Origin of the sequence: Salegentibacter agarivorans (assembly GCF_900113135.1) — a bacterium.
Classification (GTDB): Bacteria; Bacteroidota; Bacteroidia; order Flavobacteriales; family Flavobacteriaceae; genus Salegentibacter; species Salegentibacter agarivorans.
This window is the reverse complement of sequence record NZ_FOOH01000040.1, coordinates 1-19,459: the sequence shown is the minus strand read 5'-3', so window position 1 is coordinate 19,459 and position 19,459 is coordinate 1. Positions and strand designations below refer to the sequence as shown.

Sequence of the window (19,459 nt, the reverse complement as noted above, 5' to 3'; positions counted from 1 at the left end):
ATCTTAGCAACAAATTCAGGTCCATTATCCATTCTTATTTTTTGAGGTTTTCCCCTGCGATTAATCAAATGGTTCAATACCCAGACGACACGTTTGCTGGGCAGTGAAAAATCAATTTCTATATGCAATGCTTCCCGGTTGTAATCATCGATTACGGTTAAACCACGGAAGCGCCTTTTATTTTCCAGAACATCGGTTACAAAATCAATACTCCAGCTACGATTAAGAGCTATGGGAGCCTCCAGGGGTTCTTTAACTCTGGCAGGTAACCGCTTTTTTACCTTTCGTCTCAAACTTAGGCCAAGCTTTTTATAGACCCGGTATACCCGTTTATGGTTCCAGGGCTTGCCTTCATTTCTTAGACGATCGTAAGCCATCCAAAAGCCTTCTTCGCTATGTTCTTTAGCTTTTTGTTGTAAGGCCGCTTCGATAGCAGTATCGTCCTTTGGAATTGGCCTGTAATAAAAAACGCTTTTGCTCATATTTAAAACACGGCACGCCCTGCTAATACCGTAATGAACAAGTTCTTTAGCAATAGTTCTTTTACGGCAGGGCTTTAAAGCTTTTTTTCAATGATTTCTTTGGCCATTTGATGATCTAGGGATAGATTGGCATACATCTGCTTCAGTCTTCGGTTTTCCTCTTCCAGATCTTTTAGGCGCTTAAGCTCTTTACCGTTCATCCCGCCATAGCGTTCCCGCCACTTGTAGAACGCAGCTGTACTAATACAATATTCACGGCTGATCTCTGCGGCCGTTTTTCCGTTATCAAACTCCTTTAAAATCTTTGCGATTTGCTGTGGTGAATATCTACTCTTCTTCATAATTACTGTTTAAAGTTATAAAATATATTATACTTTTAAACAGTTCGGTTTTAAGGGAAGCTTACATAAGTTTCTCCTTCAAAAGTTACTCCCTCGATTTCTGCATTGTCAATTACCAAGGAAACCTCCTTTGACGCTGACAAATAATTGTCAGTCTCTTCAGAAGAGATAGTAACTGGATAAGTTCCTGCATTGATATAGCCTTGCTGAGGAGTATAAGTCAATTGAGTTTCAGAATGGTTTAATGTTGCTGAAACATCCTTAACAATACCACCATAAGTGAACATTTGAATAGCATCGGCAATGATTACCGCTTCAGCTTTCTTGATCACAAGATCAGCAGTCAGGATTTTATCATTGTAGTTTTCCAGCCTTACAGTAGCAGTAACTTTGTAGGTCCCAGCATTGATTTGCCCGTTGTTAGCGTATGTTACTGTCGCTCCTTCAGGAAGACCGATTACCGCGATGGATTTTTTAGTACCATCATAGATAAAAGTATCTCCTTCAAAAGCTACTCCTTCGATCTCCGCATTTTCAATGACCAACGACACCTCTTTAGAAGCAGACAAATAGTTGTCGGTCTCTTCCGAAGAAATGGTAACAGGATAAGTTCCCGCATTGGTATATCCTTGCTGCGGAGCATAAGCCAATTGCGTTTCGGAGTGATTCAAATTTGCTTCAACATTTTTAACAGTTCCGTCGTACGTGAAAGTTTGCGTAGCTTCGGCAGTAATTATAGCTTCTGCTTTGTTGATCACAAGATCAGCAGTCAGGATTTTATTATTATAGTTTTCCTGGATTACTGTGGCAGTAACTTTGTAAGTTCCAGCATTGATTTTATCGTTGTTGTTATAACTTACAGAAGCACCTTCTGGAAGACCGGTTACAGCTAAATTGTGAACTTCATCATTATAAGTAAAAGTTTCATTCTCAAAAGCAACTCCTGTGATCTCTGCATTATCAACTACCAAAGACACTTCTTTTGAAGTAGCCAGATAATTGTCAGTTTCATCAACAGATACAGTTACAGGATAAGTTCCTGCCTTGGTATAGCCTTGCTGTGGAGTATAGGTCAATTCAGCTTCTGTATGATTCAATTCTGCAGTCACTTCTTTTTCTGCTCCATCATAAGTAAAAGTTTGTGTATCATCTGCAGTGATTAACGCTTCTGCCTTTTCAATGACAAGATCAGCAGTCAGGATTTTGTCATTATAGTTTTTCTGGCTAACTGTTGCAGTTACTGTGTAAGTTCCTGCATTAATTTTATCGTTGTTGTTATAACTTACAGAAGCACCTTCTGGAAGACCAGTAACCGTGAGTGTTTTTGAAGCTCCATCATATGTATAAGTTTCACTTTCAAGAGTTACTCCCGTGGTCTCTGCATTATCAATTACCAAAGACACTTCTTTTGAAGTAGCCAGATAATTGTCAGTTTCTCCGACTGATACGGTTACAGGATAAGTTCCTGCATCGGTATAGCCTTGCTGAGGAGTATATGATAATTCAGCTTCTGTATGATTCAATTCTGCAGTCACTTCTTTTTCTGCTCCATCATAAGTAAAAGTTTGTGTATCATCTGCAGTGATTACCGCTTCTGCCTTTTCTATGGTTAGATCGGCAGTTTTATAGGTAAGATCATAGTTGCTGCTTAAGTTTAATGTACCCTGTTGAATAGTATAGGAGCCAGCATTTTCCCCATTCTCACGGATCAGTTCTCCCGAAATAGTATCATCTCCTACTAAATCTCCGGCAGCAATCTCGTAAGTCAGTTCAGGATCAGGACCCCCATAGATTTTCGACTTATTATCTGCCGCTATGGTAATTGCTGCTTTATTAACGCTTAAAGTTTGTGTTACAGGTTCTGCCGAAAAAGTTTCCTCATCTCCTTCCTGGGTTGCTGTGATTTGAGTAGTTCCAACTTTCAAAATAGTAGCCTTATTCCCCGAGATTGATATTATATCAGTATCCTGGGCAGTGTAAGTGACAACCAAGCCCTGATCGGTAACTTCATCACCCAGGATAAATTCATCGTCTCCATAAGCTTTTGTGGAAATTTCTGGGAAAGTGATGTTTTGATCTAATTTGTTGATGGTGGTGAATGTCCAGGTATTGGAATCCCGCGTAAATCCATCAAAATCATTTTCAGCTTGATCCTGAACAAAACCGCCAGATAGTCCAATACTGATTTTTGTATTGACTGGTAAGGCAATATCTAATGGAATCGAAACACTAAGATTATCTTCTGCAACTTCGATCAAATCCAGATCCACAGTTTCCGAAAGATCAAAAGTTCTAAGCACCGTAGACCCATTATTGACTGTCAGCGTACCTGAAGTTCCCAAAGCGATTTCCTCGTCAAACGTGATTTTTAGCGAAGGCTGAAGCGTAACATCAGTGGCATTATTTGCCGGCGACAGCGTAGTGAGTGCCGGAGCTGTTTCATCTATTACAGTGATGGTAAAGGCTTGCTCGATGAACCCGGTTTCATTTTCGGCCCTTAATACCACAGGATGATCACCTACATCAGATTTAGTAGGCGTTCCGGTTAATACCGCTCCCGTCTGAAGGCGATAAACTTCATTGGTACTATACTTCGCATAGACCAAAGAGCCGCTCGAAGTAAAAGAGAGGCTCCAAATATTATCAGTCTCACTAAGCGAAACAACTTCGAAGGAACTGAAATCTGAAGTGTACTTCCTGACTCCACCGTTTGACATCGAAAGATAGAAATTACCCGATGCATCAACTCGAATAGAGGATACGTTCCTCGGTAGATTGGAAAGAACCGTACTGACTGATGTTCCATCATATTTTAAGATGGTATTATTTCCCCAGGTAGCGATGTATAGATTATCTTCATCGTCGAAGGTTAATCCAAATGGGCCGTATGTTGGTATTCCATCAGCGTCGGTTAAAACCACCTCTACCGCTTTGGTAGATTCATTTATTTTCAATATCTCACTATTACTATAATTGGCGGCATAAATAAATCCATCTTTATCTGTCAAAGAAAGAACTCCACCGGATCGGGCGATAAAAACCTCTTCTGTGGCTGATGGATCGTTAAGCGGCACCCTTGTGATAGACTGTGTAGAATTATAATATCTAGGGATATAAACATATCCATTCGCAATATGGAGTGCATAAACGCTTCCTGGTATCATTCCTGACTTCCAGGAAGTAGTAGTACCATCCGGTTCTATTTTAAAAATTTCGGTTCCATTTTGTCTGATTGCATAAATATTTCCCTCTTCATCTCCGGCTACACCAGACAAATATACACCTGAAGGAATATCACCAAATTGAGCGGCGGTACCTACTCCATCTGTACTAAAGCTCGACCAAGCAGGTAGGGTGGGTGCACTTAAGATTGTTTCCAAATTTCCTTCTACCGAAGCTACTACACCATAATTGTATTGTTGACCGTAAGGAATAGTTTTCGCTGGTGTACTGGTAATAGATGGTGGGTTTTGTGAAGTCAAGGTTGCAAAACTTTCCACCCCGCCATAACTAGTCCCTTCAGTGTTAGTCGCATAGGCTTGGTAATAATAATTTGTGGAACCGCTTAAACCAGAAACACTTTCTTCAAAAGTACCTGTTCCACTACCATTACTAATTTGGGTTACCCCAGATCCTCCTATGGTTGGAGTATTGTCTGAACTGGAATAGACAAAGCCGCGCTCTGTAACGGTAGCTCCGCCATCAGAAGTGATATTTCCGTTCAGTATAGCCTGGGAAGAATTTACCTCCGTAGCTGAAATTGTACTTACAACTGGAGTAGTGCTTGACAGTAACACAATTGGGTTTGGCCCAAAAGCTTCATCGATAGGCTGACCGGAGGGATATGAAGTCCTAATTAAGCGCCAAGAATGGGAGCCAGCACCTTTATTGGTTACATTATCTACAATAATTTGAACCTGGGCCCCAGCGGTGATATTTGAATCTGTTAAACTAACCTCCATCAGCCCTGTATTCCAGTTTCGAATTGAGAAGTCTTGATCCACACCATTCACCTTTACAGTAACATTCTGTTTTTCGGCATCGGTGATTTTATTATTATTAGAGCTTTCTCCAAGAAAGGGAACTTCCCATCCATCATAATTAATAACGTAAAGAATATTGGTAGGATTGGGCGTTACAATTTCATAATTAAATGTATACGTTACCCCGGTGGTATTCGCAACATTACTGGAACTTGTCCATGAAAAATTTTCAAAACTATAAGCGACATTAAATGAAAAGATCTTCTCAAAAGTATCTATTCCATCATTAGTCTGTATCCGTATACTATTTAATCCTTCAGGGATGAATTCTCCACTCACCTTAAATCGTACATAAGAATCTACCCCAGATTTTACTATTTCATAACTACTGTTATTATCATCTCCTTCCCCAGCAATTAAAGTATAGGTAAATGTATCCGTTGGATCAGCATCAGTAGTTGTAAGTTTTGCGAAAGGACTTTGATTTCGACTTACATTATATAGCGGTAACTTAATATCAGTAGGGGGATTGTTCACAGCGCTAGTTATAAAACTCTCTACCCCACCATAAATTGTCCCTTCACTATTGGTCGCATAGGCTTGGTAATAATAATTTGTCGAACCGCTTAAACCAGAAACACTTTCTTCAAAAGTACCTGTTCCACTACCATTACTAATTTTGGTCACCCCAGATTCTCCTATGGTTGGAGTATTGTCTAAAGAGGAATATACGAATCCACGGGCTGTGACCGTAGTTCCTCCATCGTCCGTTACATTGCCGCTAAAAGTGGCTCCGGTGGCAGTGATGGAAGATACGGAAGAAGTATTTACAGTTGGTACTGTAACTGATGATGGAATTTCACCGGAAAAAGAATCAAGGTTAATGTTATAAAAATCTGTTGAAGTTATTCTTACTTCATCGAGAGTAATTCCGCTAAAATTTAATGTATTATTAGTTCCCCTAGGGGCAGACTGAGAGCTACTTACAGCTGAACCGTTTTTATATCCCTGGAATGTTAAAGTCTGCGCATCTGTATTATTAACAAATATGCTATTAAAAATGAACTCTCCATTATCCCTCCTTTTTATTGTAACAGTTTCAGTAGTACCTGGATTTAGAGCACCTGAAAGTAAATTTATTGCAGGTGAATTACCTTCTCCATATTCTGTTTCATAAGAAAAATTACCCCCATCACCGCTGCCTTGAAATGTAAATTCAAAATCAACTCCATTTAAATTTCGTGTAAAATTAGTGGTGGTACATAAATTTGAGCCGCATGGATTTGTATCAAAAGTTTCTGTGAATGCCTGCCCAAAAAATTCAAAAGGTAAAAGCAAAACTATCATTGTAAATAGCTTTACAATTAAAATAGAATTAAAATTCATATTTTCAGATTGGAAGTAACTTTTTTTCATATAAATTAAAATTTAAGTTTTTTGTGAAATTTGGATTTTCAACGAGTTATAGGGCTCTTATTACTTATATAACGCTATCAGTTGTGGGTAGAATATAATTGACGCCATATGAACCCAGATTCGGTTGCGGGGTTTTTACCACTCTCTATTACCCTATCAATGATGGGGAAAATAGAAGGTTTAGCTTCCAGAGGAATCTGCAATCCAAAAGGAATATCAAAAGGAAAGAAACTCTAAAAAAGTAATTGTGCTTCATATAAAACGGATGTATTAAGTGATAAAGTAAAAGATTAGTTAGTCATTTCGCTGTAGAAAGAAAAAACGGTCAAATGAAATGTTATTATAATGCAAAAAAACGTTAAAATAAATAAAAATTGGGTTGAAATACAGGTGCAATGGTGTCCAAATTCGATTTGGACACATACCTAAAAATCTATAATAGAGGGTTTTGAGATAATTGTGATTTTTATTTATAATCTAAAGCGTATTGACTTGGACTCATTTCAGCTACATTCTTAAAGGCTTTACTAAAAGATGTTCTTGTGGCGTATCCGCATTCTTCGGCTAAAGCATCGATGGTATTATTTTCCAGGTAGCCTTGTTCAATTAAATTCCTGGCATGCTCTGTACGCAAGGTATTTTTATATGCAGCGAAACTTATTCCATAGTATTGTTTTAAAAAATATGAAATATGATGGGAAGGCATATCCAACTTTTTGGCACATTCAGATAGATTAAAATTTTTATCTAAATGACAGTTGTTTTCCTTCAAACGTTTGAGTTTGACCAGTACTTCTTCCTTTTCTAAGCCAAATTTCAGGCCTTCAGTTTCTTCATGTAAAATAAAATTTGCATCAGGTCTTTGCCTTTGCGGATATCCATACAATATACTGGGAAAGTAAATTGGAATTATACCAATTAGGAAAAGGGCTATATACAATAGAAGCGTAATTATTCCACCATTTTTACCTATTATGATTAATGAGTCGAAAATTTCCACCAACATCATTTTTTCGAGGGCATAAATAATAGCCAACAAAGCCATTATCATCAGGATTCCCCAGAAAATCAACAACCACTTGTTGAGAATATTTTTTAATTCATTATTATCGCCATTTTTTATAAAAAATCTGATTTCAGGAATTATTGTAACCAAGACCCCGAGCTGCCATAGGTGTCTCATAAGAAGATGTTGATCAAGGCTTAGCAGCAAGTATTCTGCATTGAGCCTTGTCTCAGGGTTTGAGATTGCTCCTGATATAATATTTTGATAAACACTTTCTGGTTGAAGATAAACGTAAGTAACATCTATCAAACCTAATAAAAAAGGAACAAGTAAAATTAATTCCGTTTTATCAAAGCTTAAATGATCCGTCAAAATAACTTTAAAATAATAATATATAGGAATGAAAATAAGATTATAGGGTAGTAAGGGCCATAAAAAAAACCATTGAAAATGCTCTAAATATCCCCCATCTATTATAAAAGCCTGCAATGCATATACAGATAGTAGAAAATAAAAAGAACCCAAGATTCGAGTTGCAACTTTATTAACTGATTTTTTAAAAAATAAAGTGGTAGTTAGCACAAAGCCGAAGATGGCTGCGAGAAGCAATATTATAATCATTTAACTTTAAATTTTCTCTCAATAATAAGCTTGCTATCTCGATGCAATTCTCCTCACAATGAATAAGGCTACATCAATGAATAATCAGGTCACCTAAGGGTTATGTTGTATTTTAAGATATATTTAACAGCAAATATAAAAAGATAATTAATATGATTTAGAATGCTATAAAAAAAATTATTCTGAATTAATGTTCATAATATTCAAATCTGAAATATTTAACTTTGATTTATAACCCTTAAATTAAGTTATCCTAAGGTTTTAATTAGCTTTACCAAAAAAATGTTGGAAGCTCTATTAGGTCTTATAACCTCATTATTAATTATTTTTCTTATACGATCACTTCGATTGAATCTCATTGAAAGAAAAAAAATATCACTGCTTGAAAAATCCTTAATTCGTTTAAAAATACGGAATCAAAAGAAAAGAATGAAGAAGCAATAATGGTGATCTGAATTGGGATTGTTTTAGAATTTTATCCATCGAATATAGCTTTTGCCTCCCTGAAAATCCTTTCAAAATTATTCTTTAAATCCATTTTGGAATACTTATTCGTTTCATCTGGAAGCTTTCTATCTATTGTTTGCAGTTTAAACTGAAGCCTTTTATCCTGTCCATCGGCATAAGTAATAAACTCCCCTTGTTTTAACCGAAAGAAAACATCGGATCTTAATTTGGGAATTTCCTTTTCTCCTTTGGTAACCCGGGTATCAAAATCGAGGCTGTAACTACTGCTGACACTTCTGGTTGGTTTCTTTACGATCTCAAAAAAGCGTTCATAATATTTGGCGGTATCTGGATCATTTACCTTACCGAAAAACTAGTAAGAAAGATTGCTAAGAATAGCCCTACTTGCCTTTTCCCCATACATCATATCATTCTGAATCTTGTCTTGCATTACGTAGATGGTAGCGATATTATAACTTCTTAGGGTGGCAGGAATACGGTGCATATTTAGCAACCGAATGGTAGGAGCTTCTTCCATAAGCAAGAAAGAAGCTTTAGAATTTTTAAGACTCATTTGTTTGGTAATGGTATGAATGATCGTAGCAATAACCGGTGAGTAAGAAGATTCATATTTAGGATTGTTCACCACCGAAATGACAGCGGGATTCTCTTCACTATTAATATTCAGCGGTACCTCATCTGCGGAAAGTGCCATAAAAATCCGCTGCGTACTGATTCTCTTTAGGGCGTTCGCCAGGGTACTTTTCACCCCGGCGGTTTGTCGTTCAGAATCTTTACCACTAATAAAAGCATCAGCCATCGCCCGCGAGGTGGTATTAGTTTCCAGAAACTTTACCAGGCTATCGGTATCCAGATATTGGTAAATAGCTATTAGATGTGGTAGGGTACAAAACTCGGAATAGGTAGTTTTTAATTTCCAAATGAGTCCACCGATCAAACCTTCAGCTGGGTCATTAAAAAACCTGGTAGCTCCAGAAGCACCCGATTCCCGTTGTTCCAATAGATTTTCAACCAGGACCCTGGCCTGGCGAGCTTTCAAAATTCTTTGTTATCAAATCAGTAAACTACTTCGGAGCAAGCTCAAAAACATTATTATTGAAAATTATATTTTGATTTCGAGGCCTCCCGATGCTTCGGGACGGAGCATTTAAACTCGATTATCGAGTAAAATTTTTCTTCTATTACAATTCAGAATCATAGGCGAAAATTAATTATAGAATACGTATTAGCTGAAGCGCCACCGTACCTGGGAGCAATTGATCAAAGCCTTGATTACTTCAGAATAATATCATCAATAAAGTGGATATTGCTAAGCCCGTTTAATAAGTAATGCAGAAGAAGGATAAAAAAATAATCTCTAAAAAACAAAAATTCCCGTATATGGCAAATATGGCCCGCCGTGGGTTTTAAGCGGGAAAAAAATATATGGATTATTACCTTGAAGAGCTAGATGTTATCTGGCTTATGGGGATACCTAAAAAATAAATATAGACCTAATAACGCCATAAAACTTCCTGGAGAAAACTCAGCGATCAATATGGCTACTGTTGAAGTATCATTTAAATTGATTAAATTAAAAAATAAAATAGCACGAATCAATTCAAAAAAGAACCCTAAATCTAATGAAGATATTTTCATACCTTCTTTTATTTATCTCCCTTCAAACATACGGACAAGAAGTTAAAGGATATTTATATAATGCTAATGGTCGAATTGATCATAATATAACAGTGAAGAATATAACTCAACAACTGAATTCTACGTCTGATGGAAATGGCTTTTTTAAAATAAGTGCTAATGTTCAGGATACCATAGTTTTTAAGTCGATTTTATATGAAGAAGAAAACCTTATAATTGAAAGAAATCACCTAACCAACAATATTGTAATAGAATTAAAAAATACAACGCTGGACGAGGTAAAGATTCGTAATCGCAATTTTAAAAAGGTACCTATTGAAAAATTAGATGAAAAATTATATTATTCCCTCCAACAGGACATTCTAAAAAACCCTACATTTTACGAACCCCACAAAGGTAATATTATTTATCTTTTACAAGCGGTTAAGGGCTTACTGAGTAAGAAAAAAGAAGCCCGCAAAACGGATCTTCCCAACCAAAAAATGATCAGTTATAATGAGCTCAAAATATTATTCAAAAAGGATGATATTTTAAATAAACAGTTCTTACTTGAAAATCTTTCAATCCCTAAAAGCTATCATCCCTTATTTTTAGATTTTCTTGTATCGAAGAAAATTAATTCTAATTTATTGCAGGAAAAGAAAAAACTTGACTTAATAAATCTGATTTATAATGCAGGAAAGGAATATAGGGAAATCAATCAACTTTAATGAAATACTTTTAGTTGGTAACAGGAAAGTGTAGGACCATTTATATGTTAACTGAGACAATCGCAGAAGAAATCAAAACTGGTCATCTAAAAATAAATGTTAGCATAGGTATTTCAGAAACAGTCGTAGGATTTCAGGCAACCTGGTATGTCCATCATCATAAGTATTCCAATAAACAACGGTATAAACAACCAACGCTAATTTATTAAGAAATTTATGTTTTAAAAAAGGACATACTTTGAAAAAAATTGAATTATCTGTAAAAATATTAATAAATAATTAACAGAATTAACACCTAAATTTGAGCTGTAATTCAGATGTTATTATGTCGTATTCTAAGTTGGTTCTAATTTTAATTCTAATACTTATCGGAAACAGTACGATTAATTTGTATGCTTCGGATACTGAATCAATTCATACTAAAAATCAGGTTGAAGCTGAATTATCAGAAGACCTGAAATTATTATCCCCAAGCCATCTTTCTACTTCAATAGAGTTTTCACATTACCGATCCAGCAACTATTCAATCATCTATCGGTATTTGGAAAATGCCAGCGCGCTTTCAAAATTAAAAGCCTACTATTCAAAAAACCGATTTATAAAGCCGGGCTTAGATCTTTCAGCTATCATTTTTCCATTTCATTTTTTTCTTTAGAATTCCGGTGAGGGTTCACCTACTAGTGTATTCATCTATCGGTGACATATCCCTATGGATATGTTTTACCAGCTCCTAATTTTTTAAGAATCACAATTTTAAATCCAGAAAAATGAAAATCGATTTTATAATTATTTCCAGTATATTAGTAATCATCTGTTTTTTACCTTTTATTATATTTCCTTTAATCGCAAACAAAGAGAAAAAAAATATCATAAACAGGTTTAAGGAAGAAGCCCAAAAACTAGGGCTTAATATTAGTTATGAACTCCTCTGGAATAACAACCTTGCAGGAGTAGATGTAGAAAAAAGGCAATTTTTATTTGTCCAAAAAACAGAAATGAATTTTGAAATAAGATTAATAAATTTAATTAAGATGGGGGATATTAAAATACGACCCCAAACTCATACCTACAAGATACAAGGAAAACCTGAAGAAATTCTAACGCGTATAGATCTTGAAATTTATGAGCAAAATTCACTGGATTTTCAGGTAATAACCTTGTTTGATCATGACCTGAATTATAATCAGGAGTTTGAATTAAATAATGCACAAAAACTGGCATTGGAATTACGGAAATACCTCTCCACTCAACCATACCTAAGACGTACTGCATAATGTTTTTATATATTATTTTATTAGCCCTTGGCCTGTTTCTTCTAATCAAAGGAGCAGGCTGGTTAGTCAGCGGTGCATCCACGATTGCCAGGAAGAAAAAAATATCTGATCTGGCAATTGGATTAACTATAGTTGCTTTTGGGACCTCTGCCCCTGAATTAGTGGTAAATTTAGCCGCTTCTATCGAAAACCATCAGGACATTGTTTTCGGAAATATAATTGGTAGTAATAATTTTAATTTATTCTTTATTCTTGGAGTAGCAGGATTAATCACCCCTTTAGCGGTTCAATCCAGTACGCTTTTTAAGGAGATTCCCATCTCATTATTGGCGGGATTAATGGTATTGCTAATGGCGAATAGTTATATTTTTCAGGAGGAAATTTTAAGCCGTGGGGATGGGATCATCCTGTTAATTCTGTTTTTAATATTTCTGGCTTATGTCTATACCCAACTAAAAAGTGAACCGGTACTTGAGGAAATCAAAGAAGTAAATTTACCGATTTGGAAAATTTGGGGATTAATTATCATTGGACTTATTGCACTAGTTGCCGGAGGGAGAATGGTGGTATCCAGTGCCGTATTTATGGCTACTGAAATGGGAGTTAGCGAAAAACTTATTGGTTTAACGATTATAGCGGCGGGAACTTCTTTACCTGAACTTGCTACTTCTGTGGTGGCTGCACTGAAAAAAAATAGTGATATCGCCATAGGTAACGTAATAGGTTCAAACATTTTCAATATTTTCTTTATCCTTGGTCTAAGCGCCACTGTGAGACCAATCGCATATGATGTAGCATTTAACCGAGATGTTTACTTACTTCTTGGAGGGACGACCCTATTATTCCTGCTCCTTTACCTTGGAAAGAAAAAACTGGGTAGACTTGCGTCTGCATTACTGGTAGTTATTTTTATCTCCTATACCATTTACCTGGTAAGCCAGGAAATCTAAACTATACGATGCTCAACGATATACTCACCTCCATGCTATGGAGTATTTTACCTTTTGGTGAGGCAAAGGTTGGAATACCTTATGCAATCTATAATAATGTAAACCACTACCTTGCTTTTACACTATACTTTGCCGCTAATGTAATGGTCTTTCCGCTGATGCAATTTTTCCTGAAACATATCAACAAGTATTTGCTCAAGTGGCGCGTTTATAAAAAGTCTGCTATTTTCGTTGCCCGCAGAGCAAAATTAGGCGCTGGAAAAAATGTTCAGAAATATGGATTTTGGGGATTACTTTTTTTTGTGATGATGCCAATTCCTGGAACTGGCGTTTATGCCGGGACTATCGCTGCCTGGTTATTTGGTCTGGAAACGAAACAAGCTTTTATTGCTAATACCCTAGGGATTTATCTTTCATGTATAATAGTTTGGACACTAACAGTTTTATCTTTCCAGGGAGTTTATTAAAATTTGATTAATCCATTCTTTAAATTCTAATATGTTCGGTAACAGGGTACAAAATAAAAAGCAACAGAGAATGCTATCGTACTATTGCTTTCAGGATTTTACCAGGTACATATTTTATAAAAGATTGAGTAAAACTTTTTTGTACCAGGTTTATTAATGTGCTTAACTAATTTGGTTCCCATTATAATAGTTTAAGAAGGGAATTCCCGATTTTGAGTATTTCTGAAAAAAAACCTAGTGATCATTAAATTTGGTCATTCTATCTTAGGCAGTACGATATTATATATTTAAAAAATATCCATTCTTTAAATATACTTGTGCACTAATAAAACTCATTTACTTTTGTGAGTTTCAATTACAGTTCAATTTTAAAAGCTATAATAATAATTCTATGAGGTATTATTTTTTCATTTTAATTGCCATCCTTAGCATTTCTTGTAAAGAGACAGAAGACAAAATACTCTTACAACAACAATCTTCCAAAGCTTTAATTACTCCCAATGCCATGGTAGTTTCTGCACGTGCAGAAGCTTCCGCGATCGGGGTTAAAATTATGCAAAAAGGAGGTAATGCCTTTGATGCTATGGTAGCTACCGAAATGGCTCTGGCAGTAACCTATCCTTTTGCCGGGAACCTTGGGGGTGGCGGATTTATGGTCTATCGTGAAGCAGATGGGACCAAAGGTTCACTGGATTTTAGGGAAAAGGCACCTGGCGCTGCTACTAAAAAAATGTACCAAAATGAAAAAGGAGAAGTCAATACAGAAATTAGTCGGTATGGAGGTTTAGCTGTTGGAGTACCGGGTACGGTAGCGGGTATTTTTGCTGTACACGAGAAATTTGGTTCACTCCCTTTAGATACCATTCTGGTTCCAGTAGTAAAGCTGGCACGCAGTGGTTTTATTATTACCGAAAAACAACAAAATCGATTAGATAAATATCGAGAAGAATTGTTAAGAGAAAATCAGGATAGTATTTTATTTTCAAAGAATTACCAAATGGGTGATACCCTTAGAAATATTGCACTCGCCAATACCCTGGAAAAGATAATAAAAAATGGAAGAGATGAGTTTTACAATGGAACAATTGGGAATAAAATTGTGGCTTTTTTAGAGCAAAACGGCGGTATAATTACACAACAAGACTTAAAAGACTACGAAGTGCAATGGAGGGAACCCATAGAAGTTAAATATAAAGACCTTAATGTCATTTCAATGCCTCCACCTTCCAGTGGAGGTATTGTATTAGGACAGATCTTACAAATGATTGAACCCTATCCCCTTTCCCAATATGGGCATAACAATTTATCATATATTCAAGTATTAACAGAAGCCGAAAGAAGAGCTTATGCAGATAGGAACTATTATTTAGGAGATCCAGATTTTGTAGAAATTCCCACCTATAGCCTTCTTTCAACAGATTATTTGAAAAAAAGAATGCAATCTTACGATCCTAACCAAGCCACGCCTTCCAGCGAAATAAACTATGGGGAGATTAATGGTTGGGAAAGTATGGAAACTACCCACTACTCTATTGTAGATTCCTTGGGTAATGCAGTTTCCGTGACCACGACTCTTAATGGTGCCTACGGTTCCAAAATGTATATAGAAGAACTAGGTTTTTTCCTAAATAATGAGATGAATGATTTTAGTTCCAAACCAGGAGTACCTAATATGTTCGGTTTAATTGGAGCAGAAGCTAATTCGATAGCACCTGGCAAAAGAATGCTTAGTTCTATGACACCAACAATTGTAGAAAAAGACAATGATCTCTATATGGTAGTTGGAAGTCCTGGAGGTTCTACTATTATAACCTCGGTGCTACAAACAATTTTAAATGTAGAATCCTTTGGTATGACAATGCAAGAAGCGGTGGACGCTCCCAGGTTTCATCATCAATGGCTCCCGGATGAAATCCTCTTCGAACCCAATGCATTTAAAAAGCAATTATTGGATTCACTTAAAGGTAAAGGATATCATATAAATGAAAACGATTCTCAGATTATAGGGAAAGTCAATGCCATTAAAATATTACCTACAGGTGAATTAGAAGGCGGTGCAGACCCAAGAGGTGATGAAGCAGCACGAGGATTTTAACGAAAACGGTTTTCGTTAAAATTAATAACATATAGGTTTACTAGGTTTATGTTTTAGTATCTTCGTTTTTAAAATGAGATATTATGATAAAAAATTACTTAGTAGTTTGTTTTCTTTTACTGGGGGTTTTAGCCTTTGGACAGGAGCAAATTTCGGGAACAGTAGTAGATGATCAATCCCAGCCTTTACCGGGAGTGTCAGTTGCCATAAAGGGGACTAACCAGGGAACAGTTACCGATTTCGATGGTAATTATTCGATCAGTGCGTCTCTTGGACAAACACTTGTGTTTACTTTCGTAGGATTTGATCCACGGGAAGTACTGATAGACCAAACTACCATAGATGTCCAGATGGTAGCTGGAACTAATTTAGGAGAAGTAGTATTAGTGGGCTCCCGAAGTCGCAGCCGAACGGTAGTAGAGTCTGCCGTTCCCGTAGATGTTTTGGATATCCAGGAAATACAAACCGCAGTACCCCAGGTTAACCTTAACCAGATGCTTAATTATGTGGCTCCTTCATTTTCCTCAAATACACAAACTATTGCCGATGGTACCGATCACATTGATCCAGCTTCGTTAAGAGGACTTGGTCCAGATCAAGTTTTAGTCCTTATAAACGGTAAGAGAAGACATAATTCTTCCCTAATAAATGTAAATGGATCGTTCGGACGCGGAAGTGTAGGAACCGATTTAAATGCAATTCCAGCAGCGGCAATTCAAAGGATTGAAGTTTTACGAGATGGTGCGGCGGCTCAATATGGTTCAGATGCTATAGCGGGAGTTATTAATATCGTTTTAAATGAAGAAGTTGGAGAATTAAACCTAAATGTAACTTCAGGGGCGAATTTTTCTAAAAATGCAAATAAGCAAACCGGTGGAATAGATGGCGAAACAGTAAATGTAGCTGCCAGTTATGGTATCGCTTTAGGTGAAAATGGTGGCTTTGTTAATTTCTCCGGTGATTTTGATTATCGGGAACCCTATAACAGAATGGGAGAATGGGAAGGCTCTATTTTTAATGCCTACAACGCCATAGAACGTGTTGCTGCAAATAATGGTGCCGATATCTCTAATTTAAGCGATAGTCAAATTCAGGAATTTGCACAACAGGTCTCCTATTTTGACTCCGATTTTCAAAATGATATTGCCTCCGCTGACCGATCAGGATTACAAGATTTACTAAGTATGAATGTCACCGAAGCTGAATTGGATGCTCGCGGCCAACAACGCAGCGATTATAATATGAGGGTAGGACAATCGGCCCTTCGTGGCGGCCGGTTTTTTGCTAATCTTTCACTTCCTTTAGATGACAATGGAACCGAAATATATTCATTTGCCGGTATAAGTTCTAGAAGAGGAGAATCAGCAGGATTCTACCGATTACCAAATCAGAGTCGAACATATACTCCAATATATATTAATGGATTTCTTCCAAGAATTAATTCAAAAATTAAAGATCAATCCTTGGCAGCAGGTATTAAAGGAATGGTTGGTGATTGGAACGTAGATTTTAGTAATACGTATGGCCAAAACCGATTTGACTATCTTATTTCTAATACTTCCAATGCATCGTTAGAAGGCGCCTCTCCGACAAGTTTTGATGCCGGTGGATTTTCTTTTGCTCAGAACACTACGAACCTTGATATTTCTCAATACTTTGACGATGTGTTTTCAGGATTTAATATTGCTTTTGGAGCTGAACATCGTTGGGAGAAATATGAAATTACTGCAGGGGAAAAAGCTTCTTACGAACAGTATACCGAGAACGGAGATGTTATTACTAATGCATCACAAATTCCCGCACAAGATTTCTTCGGAAACTCTCGGGCTGGAGGTTCTCAGGTTTTTCCAGGATTTAGTCCAAAAAATGAAATTTCAAGAGAACGTAGTAGTGTAGCCGGATACCTTGATTTAGAAGCGGATTTGACTAACAAGTTTCTTTTAACCTTTGCTACAAGATTTGAAAATTATTCAGATTTTGGTTCGACTATAAATTTCAAACTTGCCTCACGATATAAACTTAGTGATAATGTAAATATTAGGGCAGCAGCCAATACTGGATTTAGAGCTCCCTCTTTGCACCAATTAAATTTTAATTCTACCTCCACCATTTTCAATGATGAAGGAGATCCGGTAGAAGTTGGAACCTTTTCAAATGATAGTCGTGCTGCACAATTACTTGGTATTCCAGAGCTAAAAGAGGAAACATCCCGTAGCTTAAGTGTTGGCCTTACTGCGAAGATCCCTGATGCTAATCTTACCTTCACTGCAGATGGATATTTTGTAGCTATAGATGACAGAGTAGTTTATACAGGTCAGTTTAGAGGTCCAGGGACGGGTACCGAATTAGATCAGTTACTCTCGCAGGCCAATGCCACAGCCGCAGCTTTCTTTGCAAATGCCATAGATACCGAATCCAAAGGAATTGACGCGGTTATTACTCATAATGCTATTTTTGGGGATAATTTTAAATTGAAATCAGATCTGGCCGCTACGTTTTCTAAAACAAAGCAAGTCGGCGATATTAAGGCTTCTCCAGAATTGGAGCGTGCAGGTTTAGTTGACACCTATTTTCCAGAGGATAGTCGTATTTATCTTGAAGAGGCTGTGCCAAGAACAAAAGTTAATTTAAGCAATAGTCTTATTGCAGGAAAATTCAACTTCTTCTTAAGAAATGTTTACTTCGGTAAAGTAACGGAGGCGGTTTCAGATCCGCTCAGACAACAGGAATTTGATGGGAAAGTAATAACCGATCTTTCTATAGGATTTAAAGCGACTAATGCTTTAACGTTAACTATTGGCTCAAATAATATTTTTGATATTTATCCAGATGCAGCGGATCCAGCTTTCGGAAACCGTAGTGATGGAAGGTTTGACTGGTCCAGGTCTGCCCAGCAATTTGGGTTTTCTGGTCGGTTTTTATTTGCCAGGTTGAGTATTAATCTCCAATAGAGATTTTTATAGAGTCTTATAAATAGTCCCCGGAATTATCTCGGGGATTTTTTATTTTAAATATTTGCTATTTATTTTCTAGATTTATATCTAAACTGATTTGAAAAAAGATAAAATTTAATTACCAATTAATATATTGGGGCACTGCCCCACCCCTATCTAAATAGATGTCTTTTATTGCTTGCCAACGTCTCATCCTATGAAAAGCAATAATCTTGTCTCTCAAAAATAATATTTTAAATTTCATTATTCCATACTCCTTCAATTTTTAGGGCGTTGAATTTTTAATGAAGCTTTGCTTCAGTAGGAATTCAATGCAAAATAACCAGCTCAGCATCCTATTTGTGGTCATCTCTTTGGACGCCACCAGCATCATTATGATTGGTTAAAATAGCCCATCCACTAGCTATAAAATGTGATCCATTAATGGTCACCCGAGACGTTTTGTGGTATGGGCCTTATTCTTTGAGCTGGATCATTGATTTATATTATATTATGCTACAACCCCCACTTCATAAGGAGTTTTTGTTTTTATCACTGCTAAAGTCCGGCTCAGTAATTTGTGAGCTACCTTAACTATTATTTTTTTGACATCTTTCCCCAGATGTTTCCGGTAGTAAGCCTGTATAACCGGGTCGGTTCTAATGGCCTGCCAGGCAGCTTCCACATAATAAGAGCGAATGAGCCCGTGACACCGTGGACTCATTCCCATAGATCTGGAAGTAGCTCCGCTTTGATATATACCGGGAACCAGCCCTACATATCCTGCAAGGTGTTTGAGGCTGCTAAAACGTCTGAGATCTCCCAGTTCTGCAATAATTCCTACCGCTACAATTCCGCCAATTCCCGGAATACTTCTTAGCAGGTAGTAGTCCTCTTTAAAATGTTTACGACAGTAGGCCCTGAGCTGACTGGAAACATCACGAAGCTCTTTATCTATAAACCTAAAGGTGCGCATCTTACTGGCCATAGTTTCCCGGGCAGTAGGATAATTAAACTGTTGGCTATCTACCCAATTCCGAAAAGCGTGGCTCCAGTGATCATTATCAAACTCCGG

At 36.8% G+C, this 19,459-nt stretch carries 9 protein-coding genes and 2 pseudogenes; 6 read left to right on the top strand and 5 right to left on the bottom strand.

Features of this window, described 5'->3' with window-relative positions:
• The 4 genes and pseudogenes from BM084_RS18415 to BM084_RS18400 form a co-directional block, all read right to left on the bottom strand.
• Positions 1 to 823, bottom strand: a pseudogene (locus tag BM084_RS18415) (IS3 family transposase); the annotation flags it as partial.
• A 50-nt stretch (positions 824 to 873) separates the two neighbouring features.
• A complete protein-coding gene (locus BM084_RS18410) occupies positions 874 to 6,222 on the bottom strand; it encodes an MBG domain-containing protein (protein ID WP_093306549.1) in 5,349 nt (1,782 codons plus the stop codon).
• Positions 6,223 to 6,688: 466 nt separating this feature from the next.
• A complete protein-coding gene (locus BM084_RS18405) occupies positions 6,689 to 7,849 on the bottom strand; it encodes a helix-turn-helix domain-containing protein (protein ID WP_093306546.1) in 1,161 nt (386 codons plus the stop codon).
• Positions 7,850 to 8,324: 475 nt separating this feature from the next.
• Positions 8,325 to 9,341 (bottom strand): annotated as a pseudogene (locus tag BM084_RS18400) (type IV secretory system conjugative DNA transfer family protein); the annotation flags it as partial.
• Between the two features lie 598 nt (positions 9,342 to 9,939).
• Here BM084_RS18400 and BM084_RS18390 point away from each other — a divergent pair.
• The 6 genes from BM084_RS18390 to BM084_RS18360 all read left to right on the top strand — a co-directional run bounded on the left by BM084_RS18390 (position 9,940) and on the right by BM084_RS18360 (position 18,402).
• A complete protein-coding gene (locus BM084_RS18390; protein ID WP_093306541.1) occupies positions 9,940 to 10,665 on the top strand; it encodes a hypothetical protein in 726 nt (241 codons plus the stop codon).
• A 767-nt stretch (positions 10,666 to 11,432) separates the two neighbouring features.
• Positions 11,433 to 11,939, top strand: coding sequence for a hypothetical protein (locus BM084_RS18380; protein ID WP_093306536.1), 507 nt, complete (start codon positions 11,433 to 11,435; stop codon positions 11,937 to 11,939).
• Positions 11,939 to 12,889, top strand: a complete 951-nt coding sequence (locus BM084_RS18375) for a calcium/sodium antiporter (RefSeq protein ID WP_093306533.1) — start codon at positions 11,939 to 11,941, stop codon at positions 12,887 to 12,889. The genes BM084_RS18380 and BM084_RS18375 overlap by 1 nt, the downstream gene beginning before the upstream one ends.
• A gap of 8 nt (positions 12,890 to 12,897) precedes the next feature.
• Complete coding sequence (locus tag BM084_RS18370; RefSeq protein ID WP_093306531.1) at positions 12,898 to 13,356, top strand: COG2426 family protein; 459 nt, start codon at positions 12,898 to 12,900, stop codon at positions 13,354 to 13,356.
• A 391-nt stretch (positions 13,357 to 13,747) separates the two neighbouring features.
• A complete protein-coding gene (ggt, locus tag BM084_RS18365) occupies positions 13,748 to 15,451 on the top strand; it encodes a gamma-glutamyltransferase (protein WP_093306529.1) in 1,704 nt (567 codons plus the stop codon).
• Between the two features lie 83 nt (positions 15,452 to 15,534).
• On the top strand, positions 15,535 to 18,402 hold the full coding sequence (locus tag BM084_RS18360) for a TonB-dependent receptor (RefSeq protein WP_093306527.1): 2,868 nt from the start codon (positions 15,535 to 15,537) through the stop codon (positions 18,400 to 18,402).
• Positions 18,403 to 18,895: 493 nt separating this feature from the next.
• On the opposite strand, the gene BM084_RS18355 is transcribed toward BM084_RS18360, so the two are convergent.
• Positions 18,896 to 19,459: transposase (locus BM084_RS18355; protein ID WP_143083689.1), on the bottom strand; the 564-nt coding region annotated here is incomplete at its 5' end.

Coding starts and splice junctions, on each gene's coding strand:
- BM084_RS18410 (WP_093306549.1), bottom strand. CDS start 6,222: ATGAAAAAAAGTTACTTCCAATCTGAAAATATGAATTTTAATTCTATT.
- BM084_RS18405 (WP_093306546.1), bottom strand. CDS start 7,849: ATGATTATAATATTGCTTCTCGCAGCCATCTTCGGCTTTGTGCTAACT.
- BM084_RS18390 (WP_093306541.1), top strand. CDS start 9,940: ATGAAGATATTTTCATACCTTCTTTTATTTATCTCCCTTCAAACATAC.
- BM084_RS18380 (WP_093306536.1), top strand. CDS start 11,433: ATGAAAATCGATTTTATAATTATTTCCAGTATATTAGTAATCATCTGT.
- BM084_RS18375 (WP_093306533.1), top strand. CDS start 11,939: ATGTTTTTATATATTATTTTATTAGCCCTTGGCCTGTTTCTTCTAATC.
- BM084_RS18370 (WP_093306531.1), top strand. CDS start 12,898: ATGCTCAACGATATACTCACCTCCATGCTATGGAGTATTTTACCTTTT.
- ggt (WP_093306529.1), top strand. CDS start 13,748: ATGAGGTATTATTTTTTCATTTTAATTGCCATCCTTAGCATTTCTTGT.
- BM084_RS18360 (WP_093306527.1), top strand. CDS start 15,535: ATGATAAAAAATTACTTAGTAGTTTGTTTTCTTTTACTGGGGGTTTTA.